We start from the raw sequence: 19,326 nt of genomic DNA, 5'->3' as shown, positions 1-19,326 counted from the left end.
GTCTTGAGGTCCGGCCAATGTGTCGAGCTGTTTGACCAGACTGCGCAGTTCGGCTGCGCTGCGAGCCGGCAGGGCGTTGAGCAGGTACTCCAGGAGATACCTGGCGTGGAAAGGGTTGCCGCAACAGTCCCAGTGCAGTTGCAGTTCATCTCCCCACTCCCAGTCGCGCCACAACTCACGCTTGGGGAGGGATACATGTTCCTTCCATAGCCGCACTGCTGCAACTGTCTGCCCTGGTTCCAGGAAAGTGCGGGTGCGCTCAATGCATCGGATCGCGCGCATGGTTCGTGCGGACAAGCCATCGATGTCGGCCGAAGCGTCACGACTTGGTCGGCGGGCGGGCAACCCGGCCCGGACGGCGCGTGGGGCCCTACGCGGCATTGCTCCCGTGATTGTTCGTCATGCCTCACATATTGCCATAGCGGATGGAACGGGGCAGATCAGGGGCTTGGCCATGTGATCATGTGAGCGACTCTGGATCGACCGGTGCGCCATCAACGGATCAGGTGGTCGAGTGATCGAGTCATCGGGAATTGAGCGAGAACGGGAGTGCGGTGTGAGCGGGGCTGGGGGGCAGGACGGGTCGTCCGTGCCTGAAGAGGAGTGGGAGCGGTTCCTACGTGAATCGGTGACGGGTGCGGCCGGGGCCCCCGTGGAGCCGTCGGCGCGCGCCCGTGAAGTAGGGCGGCGTCTGCGGGAGGGCTCCGGGCAGCCGGAGGGGTGGCGTACGGGTTCACCGGCCCGCCCCCAGCGCAGAATGGGCTGGTACGTGACCGGACTGGTGGCGGGCCTGGCCCTCCTGGTCGTGGGGCTCTTCCCGCAGGAAGTCGTCGGCTGGTTCGGTGGCAACGACGGCGGGCGGGACGGAGCGCCGTTGGCTGCCGAGTCGGAAAGTCCGCGGGAGGCTCCCGGCGCCGAGCCCGCTCTGCGCCCTACCCTCGCCGAGCCCTTCCGGGGCTCGCCTGCCGCTCACTGGGCCGACGGAGCGGCAGGGATCACGGTGCCCTCGGCCAAAGCGACCGGCTGGATGGATCCCGCTCAGGTCGAGCGGGCATTGCGGCAGAGTCGGGACTTCATGGTGGCCACGGGGCTCGACTCCCGCGTGCTGCGCGGCGAGCGCCCCACGAAGGCGATTGCGCTGCTGAACCCTCACCAGGAGGACGTCCAGGAGTACCTGCGCACCGCACTGTCGTCGACGGCGCCCGCTCCCGAGACCAACCCGCTGTTGTTGTTCAGCCGCTTCCGTCCGGAGCAGACGCGGCTGGTCGGTGACGTGGTCAAGACGCGCGGCCGGCTGACGTACCGGGAAGGGAAGCGAGGGGCGGTCGAGGTGACGGCGGACGTCACCTTTGTGTACCCGGTCACCCCAGCGGGCAACGGCGGGCGTGACGCCGAGGTCGTCCGTACGATCGTGCGGCGCACGATCGTGATGAGCTGGGACGACCCGGCCGAAGTCATCACCGAACCGGGCACGATGTCTCTCATCTCGCACGCGGTCGACATGACCAACGGTGGCTGCTCCGCCCCGACTGGCTACTTCGTGCCGCCCTTCGGCACGGCCAAGGAACAGCCCGCCGACGAGGCCCACCAAATCGATCCGTACGACCGCAGCAAGCCGATCGACACGGGTAACGGCACGACGGCCACGGGCAGCGACTGCGCTACCGCCACCCGCTCCTAACGCCGCCAGGGTCGCCTAGATCGCCACCCTCATGCTCGACGACGTCGATCTCGGCAACCGTCGGCTGACCATCGCCGGACGCGCCCGCCCGCTCGACGACCTCACCTTGAAACCGCTGCTGGACTGGTGGCAGCACCGGCGAATCCGGTGGCCGAACACCGCGAACCTCCACCTGCTGATCGACAACCAGACCGCCAACACGACCGGCCGGGCCAGCAACCACTGGATCAGCGCTCCGATGCGGGGGCAGGACGCGACGCTGGAGCGACTCCGCGTCGACCGACAACTCGAAGAGTTCCTGGTCCATGGGCCCGACCCGCTCCATCTTTCCGAAGTCTTCGGACTCGACGAGAAGACCGCGAGGCGCTACGCGGAATCCGCACGAGCCTGCTGGAACAGGCCACTGACCAGCACCTTCGATGAAATCTGCTCGACCGGGACGCACCGCAAAGGGAAAATGGACGAGTGACGTCGACCGAAGCAGCAGCAATCGCTCTACAAGACCATGCCGTCCTCTGGAGCACGGGGGAAATCCGCGCGAGCGAGGTTGTCGATGCCGCCTGTGATGCGCTCGTCGCCGGACTCGACACCCCCGGCCTTCGGATCCTCGCCGCCTGCACGCGCGCCGAGGCGGACTACGACGTCCACGACTTGCTTCCCGCAGCACTCGACGAACTTGGCCTCACCTTCTTTCCGATCGCCAGCGAGGCCGGCCAGGAAGCCGCCGCCCGAGTCCTTGCACGCCGTATGCTCGCCGGCGAACTCACGCCTCGGGAGTTCACTTTCCGGATTCATCAGCGCTACGGACATGAGCTGCCCCTGACTGAGCGGCTGGCCGAACTCGACGATGAGTACGACGTCCTCGAATACGGCGACAGAACCGTGGACGAGGTCGATGCCGAGGTCACGGGCGAAGCCCGCCGCCTCGCAACCCACCCCACGGTTCCCACCGAACCCACGGATACGCTCAGCTGATGCACACGGACCGACCCGCGAGTCCCCGCTGGACAGACTTCGGCCCGTCATGCCGGACGATCTACCGGTCCGAGCCCCGCCGCGGGGACGGATCCCGTCGATTGATCATGACTCGATACAAGAGCCCTAGGTGCTTTTGCGTGCTCGGTGCCTCGCCCGGTCATTTCCAGTCAAACCGGTACGCCCGGTAGGTGTTCACCCCCGTGGGGAACTGAGCGTTGAAGAGCAGCTTGCCGGATCGGCTGAACTCGGAGACGTAGGGCAGCGATCCCCAACCAACGAGAAGGTCGCCGTTGCGCATCGTCTGCGCGTTCCCCTGGGACGAGGCACTGAGCTTCGTCGGCTGATCGACGGAACGCACCAGCGTCGCCTCGTGGGTCTTGGCGTTCAGGCGCACCGTCACCACGCGGCTGTACGGCAGCTCCCGGACGGTCCCGGAGCCCGTGTTCCCAGCACCTGCGGCCTCGTTGTCGAAGAGCGTGTACAGGCCGTTCTCGACCGGCTCCGGGTCATGCTGCCAGGCGAAGATCTTCCCGGCCTCGTTCAGCACCTGGCCGGGTGCGGCCTTCAGCTTGAACGAGCTCGCCTTGCCGCCGAGTTGCCAGAAGATCTTGCCGGTGTGCCGCGACACCTGGTATGTGGTCCACGTGTTGCGTGCGTCGATGAGCAGCTTCCCCTTGCCGTCCGGCTTGACGGCGTTGATGTGGAACCAGTCCCACGGCGTGGTCGCCGAGGACGGCAGCGGCTGCTTGCTCTGTGCGTACGGCACGTGGTCGGCGCTGTTCCACTGGAACAGCACCTTGCCGGTGCGGATGTCGACCTCCTGCGCGGCCCCGTTGATCACCTTCTGGTGAGCGGAGCCGCCGATGGACGTGAGGTCGGCGGTGGCTTCCTTGTAGGCCAGGATCAGCGCGGTGTTCCGCGGCGTGATCAGGAACTCGTGGCCGTCGGCGGTGTAGCCGTTCCCAGCCCGGACTTCGGCGATCTTCTGGTACTGGTCGTTGTAGACGTAGTCGACGCCGCTGGCGAGCCCACCGAGGTTGGTGCCCTGCCACCAGGTCAGCACCGGCTTGCCGTGGTAGGTCTGCTTGCGGAAGTCGGCGGCCTCCTGTCCGGACGGCACCGCGTGCGACCAGACGACCTTCTTGCCGTCATGGCTGAGGATCTCCACGCCACTCGCGTACTTGCTCGTGGCCGAGTTCGGCGAGACGAAGATGTCCCCGCTGCCGGTCCCCACCTTGTCGGCCAGGACGTGCACAGGCGGCAGTGGGCGGCTGCCCGGCTCCGACGCCCAGGCTCCGGTCGCGGGCACCGCGCCCGAGAGTGCCGCGGTCGCCGCCGCAGCGAGCGTCATCGGTGCGGCCCAGGTTCTCTTTCGCATGATGCTCCTTCTGTGAAGTCCGAAGCTGAGTAGGGGTTTCGGGACTGTTCGTCGACAGCAACGAGCCATGTCCCCGTGCGCGGTGGGCGAGAACCGTCGCCGGCTCAGGGGTTGTGATGCAGGAAGCCGCTGCCTCTTGGGGAGAGGAGGGCATGACGACACGTGTCAACTGTGCGTGGCCTACCAGACGTTGGGATCACGCACGACGGCCGTCAGCGGCACTTGGATGGATCCAGTCGTGGAGGGCGGCTGCCACCGGGTGAGGACACACAGGGAGGCCGTACCAGTCCGCTAAGGCACGTAGGCCCGCAGGGCGGAGGAGACTCTGGAGAAGGGGGCGAAGCCCTCAGCAGGAGCGACAGGCAGCCGAACAGACTCGCTTGAGGTCGATGTGACCGCGAGTTGTCAGGGCAGTGGAGTGCTTCCGCATGCCGCGAAGTTAGCGGGGCTCCCACCCGCCGTCAACGCCAGTCCACATCATGAACCCGGCCGCCCACCAGCGGTGTTCGCGACTCGCCGCCTTCAGGCAAACGGCAGCGGTGCCGGATGTCGGAGCAGCAACGTCCCGCTCCCCGGGGCGAAGCCCCCGGCCGGAGTCCTTCAGCGGCTGCACGACGGGCTGCCGGGCGGGCCCTCTGACCGTGGAGTTTCCCGGTCAGGTGGGCTGGTGTGCGTGGATGTCGGCATGCTCACGCTGGTCGGCGACCGGTGTCCACGGTGAAGATCGCCTGGCTGGGCGGCTGGGGCGGTTCTCGGGTTCTGCTGTGCCCGTCACGAGGGTCCGCCTACGAGCCGCCGCCGTGTGGATACGCCACCAGGTCGCGGCGACTGCCGCCGGATCCTGCGGCTGCACGTCCTGCCGCACCTGGGGCGCAAGACCATGGCTCAGGTGACGGCGGCCGGTGTGGAGGAGTTGTACGCCCGCTGGGCGAAGGCGGGGGCCAAACCGAACACGATCGAGGCCCGGAGCATCGCCCTGTCGTCGCTCTTCTCGCACGCGGTGCGCCACAAGCGAATCGCCAACAATCCCGTTCAGGAGGCGGAGAAGCCCGCTAATCTCGTGGTTCCGGTCGACGAGCGGGGCCTTCCGGGTCTTGAAGAGATCCAGGCCATAGCGCACTCGATCGGGCCGCGCCTGGAACCGGCTATATGGCTGATGGCTTGCGGCGGTCTCCGTATCGGCGAATCGCTTGACGTCTTTCCCGAGGACTTTCAGGACGGCACGCTGCGTCTGCGGCGGCAGATAGTCCGGTATCGGGATATGGACGGAGTCTACGCAGCACGCTATGCGTCCTTGAAGCACCGGAAGGAAGGGGAATGGCGCGATGTCCCCCTGCCGGAATTCTTCGCCGCCTATGCCGACCGCTTCCCCATACCTGCCGCAGGAGCTGGCGGTCGGCTTGGCGGCATGAGCGTTACCGGATTCCGAGCTCGCGCAGGACGCGGTGCTGAGTTGGTGCTGAGTTGACGGGGAAGTAGAGGTAGCAGACACCCCCGGAACCGCTCTTGACCTGGCCCTTGTCGTCGTGGCGCTTGGTGCGGAGCCAGATGTTCTCGAACTGGTGGCGCTTGTAGACGCGGCGGACGGCGGGGTCGGTGGGGGAGGCCGGGTCGTTGGCGATCACGTCGCCGGTCGGGGTGAAGCCGATGACGGTCATCAGGTGGCCGGCGGTGCCGTAGCCCGCGCCGTCGAGTTCGGTCTTGAGGAAGGACTGGGAGGTGATGACGGGGATGCCGGCGTGGACGAGGCGTTCGGCGTCGGTGAGGGAGGACAGCCGGGTGACGACGCCCTGGAGGTCGGGGTAGGTGGCGGCGTAGGCGGCGTTGAAGGGCCAGTTGCCGCAGCCCTCGTATTGGTAGTCGTAGGTGTAGCGGGCGGCGTGGCAGACCTGGGGGTCGGCGTAGGAGGGGTCCACCCAGGAGAGCTGTCGGCGGGTGGGGCGGTGGCCCCAGTACTCGATGATCATTTCGGAGGAGGTGGGGCTGCACCACGCCTCTCCCCCGCTGTCGTACTGGGGGTACTGGCCCTTGTGGATCTCCTGCGAGTAGCGGGGGACGTGCAGTTCGCAGCCGACGAGGCCGGGTTTGGAGGCCGGCACCTCGAAGCGGTCGGGGAGGTCGGAGGCCATCGCGCCCAGTCGCCAGACGGTGGGGGTGGCGGTGGTGCCGGGGCGGCGGTAGAGGGTGAGGCGGAGCTGGTAGGCGGCCAGGCGGAGGCCGCTCGCGGGGTCGTCCAGGGCGAAGGTGTCGGTGGAGACGGCGCTGCGGCCGTCCTTCTGGCCGTCGACCGAGGTGCGCCGGATGTCGGTCTCGCCGTCGCCGGCGGTCCAGCGGCCCATGACGTACCAGGGGGTGTGGCCGCCGTCCGAGTACGTGCCGCGCAGTTCGACGGCGATCCAGGTGCCGGCGGGGGTGTGCGCGTTCCAGGAGGCGACGGCCTCGGTGGCCGGGACCGGGAGGCGGCGCACCGGGCTGGTCCAGGTGGCGTACTCCCAGGTGGCGGTCTTGCCGGTGTGCGGGTCGTGGTACTCGGTGGTCCCGGCGGGGCGGGCGAGGGCGATGCCGGGGCGGCGGCCGGACACCACACGGGTGCCGTGGCCGGTGCCCTGGTGCCAGTCGGCGGCGGTGGTCCAGGCGTGGTAGTCCACGGGGCTCTTCGATCGGCGCGGGGCGGTCTCGGGAACCGGCAGGGCGGGCCGGCCGGCGGGCTCGCCGGTGGCGCGGGCCAGGGGGCTCGCGGCGGCGCCCGCGGCGACGGCGAGCGCGGCGGCCAGGACGGTGCGCCGGGGCGCGGAGCTGGTCATATGAGGTCCCCCAGTCGGTGCGGACGGCTCGCGGTGCGGGCGGTCGGGTCCGGTGCGGTGCGGCGGATGCGCTCAACTATCTCCGTTCCGGGCGGGCTTAGGAAGGCGGTTCGACGCGCGTCGCGCCACGAATATTGGTGTGGACCACTGGCGTACGCTGGTGGGATGACCCCCGCCCCGGACCCCGTGCTGACCTCGCTGGCCGCCCGGCTGCGCACCCTCCCGCCGTCGTGCGGCCCGGTGCGTCTGGTCGCGGTGGACGGACACGCGGGATCGGGGAAGAGCACCTTCGCCGGGCGGCTGGCGGAGGCGCTCGGCGGCGCTCCGGTGGTGCACACCGACGACCTCGCGACGCACGAGGAGCTGTTCGCGTGGAGCGGCCGGTTCCGGGAGCAGGTACTGGCGCCGCTGTCCCGGGGCGGGACGGCGCGCTACGAGGTCTACGACTGGGTGCGCCGGGAGTTCGCCACGGTGCGGGAGCTGGCGCCCGAGCCGGTGGTACTGGTCGAGGGCGTGGGCACCGGGCGACGCGAGTTGCGGCCGTACGTCGCGTGCCTGCTGTGGATGGAACTGGCGCGCGAGCATTCATGGGAACGGGGTCAACTCCGGGACGGTCCGGGGCTCTCCGCGTTCTGGGATGGCTGGATTCCGGCGGAGCGCGCGCACTTCGCGGCGGATCCGTCCCGGCCGTATGCCGATCTCCTGGTGCACCAGGGGCAGATGGGGTACGAGGTGTGCGTGGGACCCGTCAAGTAGCCTTGACCGGGCCCGGATTTCACCGTGCGTAGCCGACCATGGCTGACACGCCGCCAGTCGTTGACCGGGACCCGCCGAGTACCCCAACTCGGCTTGACCTGGGGGGCGTACAGGACTTACGTTCTCAATGTGCGGTTCAACGGACCGCCTGCAGACGCGAAGCCCCCGGTTGTTCCCCCGTGATCGGGGGCTTCGTCCTGTGTGAAAGCACATTGCGCGGCGCTCGCCGCACGGCACTTCCCTCACCCAGGGTCACCGCTCGCTTCGCGCCGATGCGCCCCCTTTCACTCCCCCGTCTCCACCTCGTGCGGCCCTCTACGACCTGCACCGACAGCGCAGGTACGATGCGAGTCTGTGCCACCGCAGGACCCGGACCCGGGTGCGTGGCAGGGCAACTCCCGCCCGCCGCACGCCGGTTCGCCAAGGGCCGGCCAGGCCCCGGGCCCACGGCGCGGCACACGTCCGGTGGTACACCACGGGGGGACGTTTTGTGGGGGGACGGGATGGATGTCGGCGCTCAGGGTTCGCCCGCTCCGGCTGAACTCGCCTGGCTGCGCGCGGTCGACGCCTACACCATGGGGGCCTACCCCCAGGCCGAGGAGGAGTTCCGGGCCGCGGTACGGCTCGATCCGTCGATGGCCGACGCCTGGCTCGGACTCCACGCGCTGCGCGCGGACACCTCCATGGCGCTGCTGCGGATGCACCAGCACCGCGACCGCTTCGGCGAGCAGCGCGCCCGCCACCGACGCGCCCTGAACTCCTGGTACTGGCTGGGCTGGTGGGTCCAGCCGGTGCTGGAGACCAGCCGCGATCTGCTGCTGGCGCACGCCTCCCACTGGCTCGACGGCCGGCACGTCGCCGAGCTGGACCAGGCGCTGGCCGGCTGCCCACCGGTGGAGACCGACCCCCAGGTGCGCTTCCTGCACGCCTGCCGCGCCTACCTCGTCAAGGACTGGGAGCAGCTCGTCCGGCACACCGAACCGCTGCTCGGCGATCCGACGCTGGGCATCGAGGCGGGGCTGTTCGGCGGGATGGCGCGGGTGCGGCTGGAGACGTACGGGCAGGCCGAGCCGCTGCTGGCCACCGCGCTGATGCGCTGCCGCAGCGAGCAGCCGCAGCGCAAGGAACTGCGCTACTGGCTCGCCCGCGCCTACGAGGGCACCGGCCGCAGCGCCGCCGCGCTCCCCCTCTACCGCGCGGTGCACCGGGTCGATCCGACGTTCATGGACACCGCGGCCCGGCTCGCCGCCATCGCGGAGGCGGACGGGCTGGACGAGGGCGCCGGCCTGGCGCCGGTCTCCGCCCAGGGCCCGGCCCAGGAGGTCGGCGGCGACCTCGACCCGCTGGCGCCGCTGGACCCGGTGGACGGCCGGGAGCTGCTGGTGGCCGGCGAACCGGCCGGCGCGCAGGCGGAGCCGGCCGGACCGTCCGCCGGGGACGGCGGCACCGCCCGGATCAAGACGACCGCGGCGGGCCGTCGCGGCGGCGAGCTCCTGCCCACCGGGCCGGCCGATCCGGTGCTGCTGGAGAAGGCCCTGGCGGAGCTGGAGCGGATGGTCGGCATGGAGCCGGTCAAGCGGCACGTCAGGGCGCTGTCGGCGCAGCTGCGGATGGCCCGGCTGCGGGCCGGCCAGGGCCTGCCGGTGGCGCCCCCGAAACGGCACTTCGTCTTCTCCGGCCCCTCGGGAACGGGCAAGACCACGGTGGCCCGGATACTCGGCCGGGTCTTCTACGCGCTGGGGCTGCTCGGCGGCGACCATCTCGTGGAGGCCCAACGCGCCGACCTGGTCGGCGAGTTCCTCGGCCAGACCGCGGTCAAGGCGAACGAGCTGATCGACTCGGCGCTGGGCGGGGTGCTCTTCGTCGACGAGGCGTACAGCCTGTCCAACTCCGGCTACAGCAAGGGCGACGCGTACGGCGACGAGGCCCTCCAGGTGCTGCTCAAGCGGGCCGAGGACAACCGCGACCGGCTGGTGGTCATCCTGGCCGGCTACCCCGAGGGCATGGACCGGCTGCTGGCCACCAACCCCGGCCTCTCCTCCCGCTTCACCAGCCGGGTGGACTTCCCCAGCTACCGTCCGCTGGAACTCACCAGGATCGGCGAGGTGCTGGCCGCGGAGAACGGCGACCGCTGGGACGAGGAGGCCCGCGACGAGCTGTCCAGCATCAACGGCCACGTCGTCGAGCAGGGCTGGATCGACGAGTTGGGCAACGGCCGCTTCCTGCGCACCCTGTACGAGAAGAGCTGCGCCTACCGCGATCTGCGGCTGTCCACCTGGCAGGGCATCCCGACCCGGGACGATCTGGCCACCCTTCGGCTGCCGGACCTGATGCAGGCGTACGGCGAGGTGCTCTCGGGCCGCGGGCCGGATCCGCAGGCGCCGCCGAAGGGGCTGGACCTGTAGCCGCCGGGAAGGCGGAGGGGCGCGCCGGTGATCCGGCGCGCCCCTCCGTCGGGTCCGGCGTGGCTCAGCCCGCCAGCGCGGGATCCTCGGCCGTCACCGCCGCCCCCTCACGCGGCTCGCCGACCCGCCCGGCCCCCTCCCGGGGCGCCGGACCGGCCGTCCGCTCCGTGCGGTGCGCAGGGTCCCGGACCTCGCCGACCAGCATCTCCAGGACGTCCTCCAGCGCGACCAGGCCGAGCACCCGGCCGCCTGCGTCGGCGACCGCGGCAAGGTGGGAGGCGGCCCGGCGCATCGCGGTCAGCGCGTCGTCCAGGGGCAGTTCGGCGCGGAGGGTGGCCATCGGGTGCCAGATCCGCTGCGGCACCGCCCGGTCCCGTTCCTCCAGGTCCAGGACGTCCTTGACATGCAGATAGCCCATGTAGGCGCCGCCCGGCGCGCAGACCGGGAAGCGGGAGTAGCCGGTCCGTACGGTCAGCTCCTCCACCTGGCGGGGCGTCACCGTGGGCTTGACGGTGATCAGCCCCGCGGGGTCCAGGAGCACGTCGGTGACCGGGCGGCTGCCGAGCTCCAGGGCGTCGGAGAGCCGCTCCTGCTCCCCGGGGTCGAGCAGGCCCGCCTGGCCGGAGTCCTCGACGAGGTGGGTGAGCTGCTCGCTGGTGAAGACCGCCTCGACCTCGTCCTTGGGCTCGACGCGGAAGAGCCGCAGCACGCCGTGGGCCAGCGCGCCGAGCAGCGCGGTGACCGGGCGGCACAGCCGGGCGAAGGCGACCAGGCCGGGGCTGAACCACAGGGCGGTCTTCTCGGGTGCGGCCATCGCCAGGTTCTTCGGGACCATCTCGCCGATGACCAGGTGGAGGAAGACCACCAGGGCCAGGGCGAGGGCGTAGCCGAGCGGGTGGACCAGAGCCGCGGGCAGCCGGACGGCCTCGAAGACCGGTTCCAGCAGGTGCGCGACGGTCGGCTCGGCGACCGCGCCGAGCGTCAGGGAGCAGACGGTGATGCCGAACTGGGCGGCGGCCATCATCTGCGGGAGGTTCTCCAGGCCGTGCAGGACCCGGCGGGCCCGCTTGGAGCCCATCGTGGCGAGCGGCTCGATCTGGCTGCGGCGGACCGAGACCAGGGCGAACTCGGCGCCGACGAAGAAGCCGTTGGCGAGCACGAGCAGAACCGCGAAGAGGAGCTGGGCCGCGCTCATCGGGCCACCTCCGCTCCGGCCGCGACCCGCTCGCGGGCGGCCTCGGGGACGGCGGGGGCGGCGGGCGCCAGCCGCACCAGTCGTATCCGCTCGGCGCGGTGGTGGGCGACCAGCCGCACCCGCAGCCGCCAGCCGTCGAGCTCGGCGGTGTCACCGGGGGCCGGGATCCGGCCGAGTATGTGGGCGACCAGCCCCGCGACGGTCTCGTACGGGCCGTCGGGGGCCTCCAGACCGATCCGGCGCAGGGTGTCGACCCGGCAGCCGCCGTCGGCGTCCCACGCCGGACGGCCGTCCTCGGGCGGGGCCTGGCCCAGTTCGGGCAGGTCCACCCGGTCGTGTTCGTCGCGGACCTCACCGACGAGTTCCTCGATGATGTCCTCCAGGGTCACCACGCCGGCGGTGCCGCCGTACTCGTCGACGACCACCGCGATCGGCTGCTCGCTGCGCAGCCGTTCCAGCAGCGGCTGCACCGGCAGCGTCTCGGGCACCAGCAGCGGCGGCACGGCGATCCGGGCCGCCGGGATGCGCAGCCGCTCCTCGGCGGGGACCGCCAGCGCGTCCTTGAGGTGCACCATGCCGACGATCTCGTCGAGCCGGGTGCGGTAGACGGGGAAGCGGGAGAGCCCGGTGGCGCGGGTGAGGTTGACGACGTCCTCGGCGGTGGCGGTGGCCTGGAGGGCGCTGACCCGGACGCGGGGCGTCATCACGTTCTCCGCGGTGAGGTCGGCCAGCGAGAGGGTGCGGACGAAGAGGTCCGCGGTGTCCTGCTCGATCGCCCCGGCCCGGGCGGAGTGCCGGGCCAGCGAGACCAGCTCGCCGGGGGTGCGGGCGGAGGCCAGTTCGTCGGTCGGTTCCACGCCCAGGGCGCGGACCAGCCGGTTGGCGACGGTGTTCAGCAGGGTGATCACCGGCCGGAAGAAGCGGGAGAAGGCGTCCTGCGGGCCGGCGACGAACCGGGCGACCTGGAGCGGCTTGGAGACCGCCCAGTTCTTGGGCACCAGTTCGCCGATGACCATCTGGACGGCGGAGGCCAGCAGCATGCCGATGACCACCGCTATGCCCGGGACGGCGCCCTTGGGCAGGCCCAGGGCGAGCAGCGGTCCGGACAGCAGCCCGGCCAGCGCCGGCTCGGCGAGCATGCCGACCACCAACGAGGTGATGGTGATGCCGAGTTGGGTGCCGGAGAGCTGGAAGGAGAGTTCCCGCAGTGCGGAGACGACGGTGTCGGCCCGGCGGTCGCCGTTGGCCGCGGCCCGTTCGGCGTCCGCCTTCTCGACGGTGACGAGTCCGAACTCGGCGGCCACGAAGAAGCCGTTCGCGAGGATGAGCGCAAGTGCCGCAAGGAGGAGCAGCAGGGGGCCGATCATGCCGCCGCCTCCGTCGTATGCGGGGGTTCGGGAGGGGCGGCGCAGGTACTACAGGACGATCCGTCCATTGCCGGAGGGAGTCACTCCTCGGTTCGTTGGGTCCCCTGAGGGGCGGGGCGCGGGCGCACCCCGGAGAACAGAGTAAACAGCGGGGCCCGCGTTGGGGCAGGGTCAGCGGGCCGTGTGGTCGACGGCACCGTGGATCTCGACGAGATCGCGCAGGGCGCGCGCGTCGCGGATGGCCTGCTCCCGGGCGATGCCGGGCTGGATGCCCATCGCGGGCAAGCTGGTGCCGTCGGCGAGGTCCAGATGGACCCAGGGGTCGCCGGCCCGGAGGTTGACGCGCAGGACCTGGGCCCAGGCCAGGTCGCGCCGGGTGGTGAGGTTGACGACCGTGACGCCCTCCTGCCGCGCGACCACCCTGGGGCGGCTGAGCAGCAGGAGGACGGCGCCCACCAGGACCCCGGTGCCGACGAAGCTGACCCGCTCGCCGCCGGTCAGCTCCGGCAGCAGTAGCGCGACCGCGGCGAGGGCGGCGAGCTGGGCGATGCCCACGGCGTACAGGACGGCCCGGGTGCGGGCCGGCCGGAAGGTCACCGGCAGGCCGGGCAGGGAGTCAGCGGGGGACGCGGGCGCGGACACGTGTCGTCTTCCGTCGGAGGGGGTGGGAGTGCGGGCGGCGGTGCGTCAGAGCCGGCAGGCGTGGATGCCGGTGGTCAGGATCGCGCGGGCGCCGAGGTCGTAGAGCTCGTCCATGATGCGCTGGGCGTCCTTGGACGGGACCATGGAACGGACCGCGACCCAGCCTTCGTGGTGCAGCGGGGAGACGGTCGGGGACTCCAGGCCCGGGGTGAGCGCCACGGCCTTCTCGACGTGCTCGACCCGGATGTCGTAGTCCATCATCACGTAGCGGCGGGCCACCAGGACGCCCTGCATCCGGCGGAGGAACTGGCGGACCTTCGGGTCGTCGTCCGGGGCTCCGGTGCCGCGGATGACCACGGCCTCGGACTTCAGGATCGGCTCGCCGATGATCTCCAGACCGGCGTTGCGCAGGGTGGTGCCGGTCTCCACGACGTCCGCGATGATCTCGGCGACGCCGAGCTGGATGGCGGTCTCCACCGCGCCGTCGAGGTGGACGACGGAGGCGTCCACGCCGTTGTCGGCGAGGTGCTGGGTGACCAGGCCGGAGAACGAGGTGGCGATGGTCATGCCGCCGAAGTCGCCGACGTCCTTGGCGGTGCCGGGGCGGGTGGCGTAGCGGAAGGTGGAGGAGGCGAAGCCGAGCTGGAGGATCTCCTCGGCCGGCGAGCCGGAGTCCAGCAGCAGGTCGCGGCCGGTGATGCCGATGTCGAGCTTGCCGGAGCCGACGTAGACCGCGATGTCGCGGGGGCGGAGGAAGAAGAACTCGACCTCGTTCTCCGCGTCGACCAGGACCAGTTCACGGCGGTCCTTGCGCTGGCGGTAGCCGGCCTCATGGAGCATCGCCGACGCAGGCTCGGACAGTGAACCCTTGTTGGGGACAGCGATGCGCAGCATGACAGCGATTTCCTTTGCAGCTGGGAGAGTTGGGGGATTGCGGAGGGGGCTGGCTCAGAGGTGGGCGTAGACGTCGTCGAGGGAGATCCCCTTGGCGACCATCATCACCTGGAGGTGGTAGAGGAGCTGGGAGATCTCCTCGGCGGCGGCGTCGTGCGACTCGTGCTCCGCGGCCATCCACACCTCGGCGGCCTCTTCGACGATCTTCTTGCCGATCGTATGGACACCGGCCTGCACCAGCTCGGCGGTCCGGGAGGTGGCGGGGTCGCCGGTGGCGGCCTTCTGCTGGAGCTCGGCGAAGAGCTCCTCGAACGTCTTCTTGGACATGATGCCGCCTACCCTACGCGGTGAGGTCACTGCGGCGCGCAGCGCCTCGATTGAAGGGTGGTGGTGGGAGACGGGCGGGCGGCGCGCAGCGCCTCGGTTGAAGGCCCGCGGGGTGAGACGGGCGGCCACTCATCGCCAGGGCTCGGAGACCGTACGGAGTGTGGCGGCGGTGGCGACCGCCGCGGTGACCGCCTCGTGGCCCTTGTCCTCGGTGGATCCGGGCAGTCCGGCACGGTCCAGCGCCTGCGCCTCGGTGTCGCAGGTCAGCACGCCGAAGCCGACCGGGACGCCGGTGTCCACCGCGACCTGGGTGAGGCCCTGGGTGACGCCCTGGCAGACGTAGTCGAAGTGCGGGGTGCCGCCCCGGATGACCACGCCGAGCGCGACCACCGCGTCGTAGCCGCGGCCGGCCAGGACCTTGGCGACCACCGGCAGCTCGAAGGTGCCGGGCACCCGCAGCAGCGTGGGCTCGTCGATGCCCAGCTCGTGCAGGGCCCGCAGCGCGCCGTCCACCAGGCCGTCCATGACCTGCTGGTGCCACTGCGCGGCGATCACGGCCACCCGCAGGTCGCCACAGTTCTTCACGGACAGTTCGGGTGCGCCCTTGCCGCTCATGGTTCTCCTCGTACGAGTGATGTGCCGGTGCCCGGCTGACGGTGGTTACTGGTTGTCGCAGGTGGTCGCGGTGCCGGCGGTACCCGTGCCGGCGCCGGGGGTGCCCTCCAGCCAGGGCAGGTCGTGGCCCATCCGGTCGCGCTTGGTGCGCAGGTAGCGCAGGTTGTGCTCGCCGGCCTGGACAGGCATCGGCTCGCGGCCGGTGACGGTCAGGCCGTGCCGCACCAGGGCGGCGGTCTTCTCCGGGTTGTTGGTCATCAGGCGCAGCGAGCGGACGCCGAGGTCGCGGAGCATCTGGGCGCCGGCGCCGTAGTCCCGGGAGTCGGCCGGCAGGCCCAGTTCGAGGTTGGCGTCGAGGGTGTCCCGGCCGCGCTCCTGGAGCTCGTAGGCGCGCAGCTTGGACAGCAGCCCGATGCCGCGCCCCTCGTGGCCGCGGAGGTAGACCACCACGCCGCGGCCGGCCTCGCTGATCCGGCGCAGCGACGCCTCCAGTTGGGGGCCGCAGTCGCAGCGCAGCGAGTGGAAGACGTCGCCGGTCAGGCACTCGGAGTGGACCCGGACCAGGACGTCCTCGCCGTCGCCGAGCTCCCCGGCGACCAGCGCGACGTGCTCGATGCCGTCGGCCGTGGAGCGGTAGCCGTACGCGGTGAACTCGCCGTGCGCGGTCGGCAGCCAGGTGGCGGCCTCACGGCGGACGGTGGGTTCGGACGGGGGTCCCCCCTGCGCATGGGGGTCCCCCTGCTCGAACGAAGTTGAGAGTGGGGGAGGAGCCGAGAGCTCGGGGGACCGGCGGTAGGCGATCAGGTCCTCGATGGAGATGATCGTCAGGCCGTGCTTGCGGGCGAACGGGACCAGTTCGGGCAGCCGCAGCATGGTGCCGTCCTCGCCGGCGATCTCGACGATGGCGGCGGCCGGGCGGAGTCCGGCGAGCCGGGCGAGGTCCACCCCGGCCTCGGTGTGGCCGTCGCGGGCCAGGACGCCGCCGGGCCTGGCGCGCAGCGGGAAGACGTGGCCGGGCCGGACGAAGTCGCCGGGGGCCGAGCCGCCGGCGGCCAGCAGCCGCAGGGTGGTGGCGCGGTCGGCGGCGGAGATGCCGGTGGAGACGCCGTGCGCGGCGGTGGCGTCGACCGAGACGGTGAAGGCGGTGCCCATCGACTCGGTGTTCCGCTCGACCATCTGCGGGAGGTCGAGCCGGTCCAGGTCGGCGCCCTCCATGGGGGCGCAGATCAGACCGCGGCACTCGCTCATCATGAACGCGACGATCTCCGGGGTGGCCTTCTCGGCCGCGACGATCAGGTCGCCCTCGTTCTCGCGGTTCTCGTCGTCCACCACCACGACCGGCCGGCCGGCGGCGATGTCGGCGATGGCCCGCTCGACCGGGTCCAGCGTGAGGTCGCCGGTCTCGGCCTCGGCGTACCAGCTCTGCAGTGCGGTCATGCCGCGACTCCTTCCAGTGCGGGGCGCTCGGCGGTGGTCCGCGAGCGGAGCCACCAGTCGCGCATGCCCCAGGCGACGAGGGCGAGGTAGACGACGTAGACGAGGCCGGAGAAGGCCAGGCCGCTGCTGAAGGCGAGCGGGACGCCGACCACGTCGACCAGTAGCCAGGCGAACCAGAACTCGACCAGCCCGCGGGCCTGGGCGACCATCGCGGCGAGCGTGCCGACGAAGATGTAGGCGTCCGGCCAGGGGTTCCAGGACAGCTGCGGGACCAGGGTGAACAGTCCGCCGACGGCCAGGGTGCCCAGGGCGGTGCCGCCGATCAGCAGCCCGCGCTCGCGCCAGGTGGCGAACCGGACGGCGATCGAGCCGTCCTGCGCCTGTCGGCGGCCGCGCTGCCACTGCCGCCAGCCCCACACCGCCACCCCGATGACCAGCAGTTGCTTGCCGACGCCGCCGCTGAGGTGGGCGGAGGCGTAGGCGGCGACGAGGATGACGCCGGAGAGGAACTGGGCGGGCCAGGACCATATCGAGCGCCGCCAGCCGAGCGCCAGGGCGGCCAGGCCGATGGTGTTGCCGATCATGTCGGACCAGATGACCCGCTGGCCGAAGACCGTGAAGGCCGGGCCGTTGAGCCAGTTCAGGACGCTCACCGGTCCATCTCCTTGATCTCCGCGAGGTCGTCGGCGTCCTTGTCGCCCCGGCCGAGCAGCCGCTCGACGTACTTGGCGAGCACGTCCACCTCAAGGTTGACCGGGTCGCCGGGCTGCTTGATGCCGAGGGTGGTCAGGGCGAGGGTGGTGGGGATGAGGCTGATGGTGAAGTAGTCGTCGGCGGCGTCCACGACGGTGAGGCTGACGCCGTCGACGGTGATGGAGCCCTTCTCGACGACGTAGCGGGCGAGTTGGGTCGGCAGCGCGACCTTCACCAGCTCCCAGTGTCCCCCAGCTACCGCCGGGGGTGCCCCCACACCCGGGGTGCGCTCGACGAGGGTGCCGGTGCCGTCGACATGGCCCTGGACGAGGTGTCCGCCGAGCCGCCCGCCGAGCGCCATCGGGCGCTCCAGGTTGACCCGGGAGCCGGTGGTCAGCGCGCCGAGGCTGGAGCGGTGGAGGGTCTCGGCCATCACGTCGGCGGTGAACTCGCCGTCCGCGGTGTCCACGACCGTCAGACAGACGCCGTTGACGGCGATCGAGTCACCGTGCTTGGCGCCCTCGGTGACGACGGGGCCGCGCAGGCGGAAGCGGGCGGCGTCGCCGAGGTTCTCGACGGCGACGACCTCACCCAGTTCTTCGACGATTCCGGTGAACACGTCAGTTCTCCTCGGGACGGGCGTGGCGGATGGGGGTGGCGGTGATGCGAAGGTCGGGGCCGAGGCGGGCGGTGGCGGTCACATCGAGCCGCAACGCCTGGGCGATGGTGGTGATTCCGGCGTCGCCGACCGCGGCCGGGCCGGCGCCGAGCAGCACCGGGGCGAGGTAGCCGACGACCTTGTCGACGGCTCCGGCGGCGAGGAACGCCCCGGCGAGCGTGGGTCCGCCTTCGAGCAGGACGGACCGCACGTCGCGGGCGAACAGGGCCTGGAGCAGGGCCGGGATGGACAGCCCGCGCCCTTGGGGGGCGCGCGGCAGCCGGACGAGCGGGGCGAGCCCTTCGAGATGCTCCGCGTCCGCGTCCTCGGCGACCGCGATCAGGGTGGGCGCGGTGCCGTCCAGGACCCGCGCGCCAGCCTTGACGGCGGTGGCGCCGGAGTCCACCACGACCCGCAGCGGCTGGCTGATCTCGTCGTCGGACAGCCCGGCGACCCGCGCGCCGAGCTGCGGGTCGTCGGCGCGGGCGGTGCCGGAACCGACGATCACGGCGTCCGCCGCGGCGCGCAGCCGGTGCACGTCGGCGCGGGACTCGGGCGAGGAGATCCAGCGGCTGGTGCCGTCGGCGGCGGCGATCCGGCCGTCCAGGGTGGCGGCGTACTTCCACAGCACGAACGGGCGGCCGCGCAGCACCGAGGTCAGCCACGCCTCGTTGCCGGCCGCGGCCTCGTCGGCGAGGAGTCCGCCCTCGACGTCGATCCCGGCCCGGGCCAGGGTCAGCGCGCCGCCGGTGGCGGTGGGGTTGGGGTCGGCGACGGCGTAGACGACCCGGGCGACACCGGCGTCGATCAGTGCCTGGGCACAGGGGCCGGTGCGACCGGTGTGGTTGCAGGGCTCCAGGGTGACCAGGGCGGTGCCGCCCCGGGCGCGCTCGCCGGCGGCCTGCAGGGCGTGGATCTCGGCGTGCGGTCCGCCGGCCCGCTGGTGCCAGCCCTCGCCCGCGGTGCGGCCCGCGGAGTCCAGGACGACACAGCCGACGACCGGGTTCGGGCTGGTGCGACCGAGACCACGGGCGGCGAGCTCGATGGCCCGGCGCATCGCCGCGGTCTCTTCGGGGGCTGGGGTGGCCACCGGGTCCTCCTGCCTCTTCGGGCACGGACTCCGGGGCTGTCTGGACGACAGGAGCGGACGCTGAAGCCGCGCACACCGGGGCCGGAAAAGCACGGCCCGACCGGAAAAGGACGTCCGGACGCGCCGCCGACGGCGGTGTACTCGAACTCGCCCGCCGCGCACTGCCTCCCATCCGGACTTTCACCGTCGGTGCAGGAATTCCACCTGCTCAACCGGCCGCTGGCTGCGGACGGGTCGCGGACTATTACCGCCGGTTCGGAATTACACCGACCCCGGAGTGCGCTGCTGCTTATGTCAGTACAGGCCCAGTCTGCCACGGCTGATCGTCCCCCATGCGAGCGAAGCCCTGTGGGCTGCCTCACAGGATGCGGGCGCGCCGCCTGTCGGAGCCGCCACCGATGTTCCG

Annotated in this window: 18 protein-coding genes and 1 riboswitch; of the genes, 6 read left to right on the top strand and 12 right to left on the bottom strand. The window is 71.4% G+C overall.

Annotated features, from left to right (window positions below; translation table 11 throughout):
• The first annotated feature begins 589 nt into the window (after positions 1-589).
• The 3 genes from MOV08_RS33625 to MOV08_RS33615 are packed head-to-tail and all read left to right on the top strand — an operon-like array spanning position 590 to position 2,656.
• The gene (locus tag MOV08_RS33625; RefSeq protein ID WP_275310041.1) at positions 590-1,681 is read left to right on the top strand and encodes a hypothetical protein; all 1,092 of its coding nucleotides are present in this window, start codon (positions 590-592) and stop codon (positions 1,679-1,681) included.
• A 31-nt stretch (positions 1,682-1,712) separates the two neighbouring features.
• On the top strand, positions 1,713-2,150 hold the full coding sequence (locus MOV08_RS33620; RefSeq protein ID WP_052287020.1) for a hypothetical protein: 438 nt from the start codon (positions 1,713-1,715) through the stop codon (positions 2,148-2,150).
• A complete protein-coding gene (locus MOV08_RS33615; RefSeq protein WP_275310040.1) occupies positions 2,147-2,656 on the top strand; it encodes a hypothetical protein in 510 nt (169 codons plus the stop codon). The genes MOV08_RS33620 and MOV08_RS33615 overlap by 4 nt, the downstream gene beginning before the upstream one ends.
• A gap of 160 nt (positions 2,657-2,816) precedes the next feature.
• On the opposite strand, the gene MOV08_RS33610 is transcribed toward MOV08_RS33615, so the two are convergent.
• Positions 2,817-4,037: an arylsulfotransferase family protein gene (locus MOV08_RS33610; RefSeq protein ID WP_275310039.1), complete on the bottom strand. Its 1,221-nt coding sequence runs from the start codon at positions 4,035-4,037 to the stop codon at positions 2,817-2,819.
• Positions 4,038-4,839: 802 nt separating this feature from the next.
• On the opposite strand from MOV08_RS33610, the gene MOV08_RS33605 reads away from it, so the two are divergent.
• Positions 4,840-5,505, top strand: a complete 666-nt coding sequence (locus tag MOV08_RS33605; protein ID WP_275310038.1) for a site-specific integrase — start codon at positions 4,840-4,842, stop codon at positions 5,503-5,505.
• Here MOV08_RS33605 and MOV08_RS33600 read toward each other — a convergent pair.
• A complete protein-coding gene (locus MOV08_RS33600) occupies positions 5,453-6,841 on the bottom strand; it encodes a peptidase C39 family protein (protein ID WP_275310036.1) in 1,389 nt (462 codons plus the stop codon). The two genes, MOV08_RS33605 and MOV08_RS33600, sit on opposite strands and share 53 nt — an antisense overlap.
• Before the next feature lie 165 nt (positions 6,842-7,006).
• Between MOV08_RS33600 and MOV08_RS33595 the strand changes: the two genes are divergently transcribed.
• Both MOV08_RS33595 and MOV08_RS33590 read left to right on the top strand, forming a co-directional pair.
• Positions 7,007-7,597 (top strand): uridine kinase family protein, encoded by a 591-nt coding sequence (locus MOV08_RS33595; protein WP_052287019.1) that lies wholly within the window; start codon positions 7,007-7,009, stop codon positions 7,595-7,597.
• 503 nt (positions 7,598-8,100) lie between these two features.
• Positions 8,101-10,002 carry an AAA family ATPase gene (locus tag MOV08_RS33590; RefSeq protein ID WP_275310034.1) on the top strand — a complete coding sequence of 634 codons (1,902 nt, stop codon included), beginning with the start codon at positions 8,101-8,103 and terminating at the stop codon, positions 10,000-10,002.
• Between the two features lie 64 nt (positions 10,003-10,066).
• Here the strand turns inward: MOV08_RS33590 and MOV08_RS33585 are convergent, their stop codons facing one another.
• From MOV08_RS33585 to ribD, 10 genes are all read right to left on the bottom strand, one after another.
• Positions 10,067-11,197 carry a hemolysin family protein gene (locus MOV08_RS33585; protein WP_039638073.1) on the bottom strand — a complete coding sequence of 377 codons (1,131 nt, stop codon included), beginning with the start codon at positions 11,195-11,197 and terminating at the stop codon, positions 10,067-10,069.
• The gene (locus tag MOV08_RS33580; RefSeq protein ID WP_039638072.1) at positions 11,194-12,564 is read right to left on the bottom strand and encodes a hemolysin family protein; all 1,371 of its coding nucleotides are present in this window, start codon (positions 12,562-12,564) and stop codon (positions 11,194-11,196) included. The genes MOV08_RS33585 and MOV08_RS33580 overlap by 4 nt, the downstream gene beginning before the upstream one ends.
• Before the next feature lie 171 nt (positions 12,565-12,735).
• Positions 12,736-13,206, bottom strand: a complete 471-nt coding sequence (locus MOV08_RS33575) for a PH domain-containing protein (RefSeq protein WP_039638071.1) — start codon at positions 13,204-13,206, stop codon at positions 12,736-12,738.
• A gap of 45 nt (positions 13,207-13,251) precedes the next feature.
• The gene (gene hisG / locus MOV08_RS33570; protein WP_039638070.1) at positions 13,252-14,100 is read right to left on the bottom strand and encodes an ATP phosphoribosyltransferase; all 849 of its coding nucleotides are present in this window, start codon (positions 14,098-14,100) and stop codon (positions 13,252-13,254) included.
• A gap of 54 nt (positions 14,101-14,154) precedes the next feature.
• Positions 14,155-14,427 carry a phosphoribosyl-ATP diphosphatase gene (locus MOV08_RS33565; protein ID WP_016571913.1) on the bottom strand — a complete coding sequence of 91 codons (273 nt, stop codon included), beginning with the start codon at positions 14,425-14,427 and terminating at the stop codon, positions 14,155-14,157.
• A gap of 129 nt (positions 14,428-14,556) precedes the next feature.
• Positions 14,557-15,042: a 6,7-dimethyl-8-ribityllumazine synthase gene (gene ribH / locus MOV08_RS33560; protein WP_039638068.1), complete on the bottom strand. Its 486-nt coding sequence runs from the start codon at positions 15,040-15,042 to the stop codon at positions 14,557-14,559.
• Between the two features lie 45 nt (positions 15,043-15,087).
• A complete protein-coding gene (gene ribA, locus MOV08_RS33555) occupies positions 15,088-16,479 on the bottom strand; it encodes a GTP cyclohydrolase II (protein ID WP_275310033.1) in 1,392 nt (463 codons plus the stop codon).
• Complete coding sequence (locus MOV08_RS33550) at positions 16,476-17,132, bottom strand: nicotinamide mononucleotide transporter family protein (RefSeq protein ID WP_039638066.1); 657 nt, start codon at positions 17,130-17,132, stop codon at positions 16,476-16,478. Before MOV08_RS33550 ends, ribA begins: the two co-directional genes overlap by 4 nt.
• Entirely contained in the window at positions 17,129-17,791 is a 663-nt protein-coding gene (locus MOV08_RS33545) for a riboflavin synthase (protein ID WP_039638065.1), read from the bottom strand. Before MOV08_RS33545 ends, MOV08_RS33550 begins: the two co-directional genes overlap by 4 nt.
• Position 17,792: 1 nt before the next feature.
• Positions 17,793-18,920, bottom strand: a complete 1,128-nt coding sequence (gene ribD, locus MOV08_RS33540) for a bifunctional diaminohydroxyphosphoribosylaminopyrimidine deaminase/5-amino-6-(5-phosphoribosylamino)uracil reductase RibD (protein WP_275310032.1) — start codon at positions 18,918-18,920, stop codon at positions 17,793-17,795.
• Positions 18,921-19,074: 154 nt separating this feature from the next.
• Positions 19,075-19,205: riboswitch (FMN riboswitch) on the bottom strand.
• Between the last annotated feature and the right edge of the window lie 121 nt (positions 19,206-19,326).

The organism is Streptomyces yunnanensis (assembly GCF_029011865.1).
In the GTDB taxonomy this organism is placed as follows: Bacteria; Actinomycetota; Actinomycetes; order Streptomycetales; family Streptomycetaceae; genus Streptomyces; species Streptomyces yunnanensis.
This window is presented reverse-complemented; position numbering and strand designations above follow the sequence as displayed.

Bases quoted from the DNA above. Each gene is read 5' to 3' on its own strand.
- MOV08_RS33580 (WP_039638072.1), bottom strand. From the start codon at position 12,564: ATGATCGGCCCCCTGCTGCTCCTCCTTGCGGCACTTGCGCTCATCCTC.
- MOV08_RS33565 (WP_016571913.1), bottom strand. From the start codon at position 14,427: ATGTCCAAGAAGACGTTCGAGGAGCTCTTCGCCGAGCTCCAGCAGAAG.
- MOV08_RS33595 (WP_052287019.1), top strand. From the start codon at position 7,007: ATGACCCCCGCCCCGGACCCCGTGCTGACCTCGCTGGCCGCCCGGCTG.
- MOV08_RS33585 (WP_039638073.1), bottom strand. From the start codon at position 11,197: ATGAGCGCGGCCCAGCTCCTCTTCGCGGTTCTGCTCGTGCTCGCCAAC.
- ribA (WP_275310033.1), bottom strand. From the start codon at position 16,479: ATGACCGCACTGCAGAGCTGGTACGCCGAGGCCGAGACCGGCGACCTC.
- MOV08_RS33590 (WP_275310034.1), top strand. From the start codon at position 8,101: ATGGATGTCGGCGCTCAGGGTTCGCCCGCTCCGGCTGAACTCGCCTGG.
- MOV08_RS33620 (WP_052287020.1), top strand. From the start codon at position 1,713: ATGCTCGACGACGTCGATCTCGGCAACCGTCGGCTGACCATCGCCGGA.
- MOV08_RS33600 (WP_275310036.1), bottom strand. From the start codon at position 6,841: ATGACCAGCTCCGCGCCCCGGCGCACCGTCCTGGCCGCCGCGCTCGCC.
- hisG (WP_039638070.1), bottom strand. From the start codon at position 14,100: ATGCTGCGCATCGCTGTCCCCAACAAGGGTTCACTGTCCGAGCCTGCG.
- ribH (WP_039638068.1), bottom strand. From the start codon at position 15,042: ATGAGCGGCAAGGGCGCACCCGAACTGTCCGTGAAGAACTGTGGCGAC.
- MOV08_RS33610 (WP_275310039.1), bottom strand. From the start codon at position 4,037: ATGCGAAAGAGAACCTGGGCCGCACCGATGACGCTCGCTGCGGCGGCG.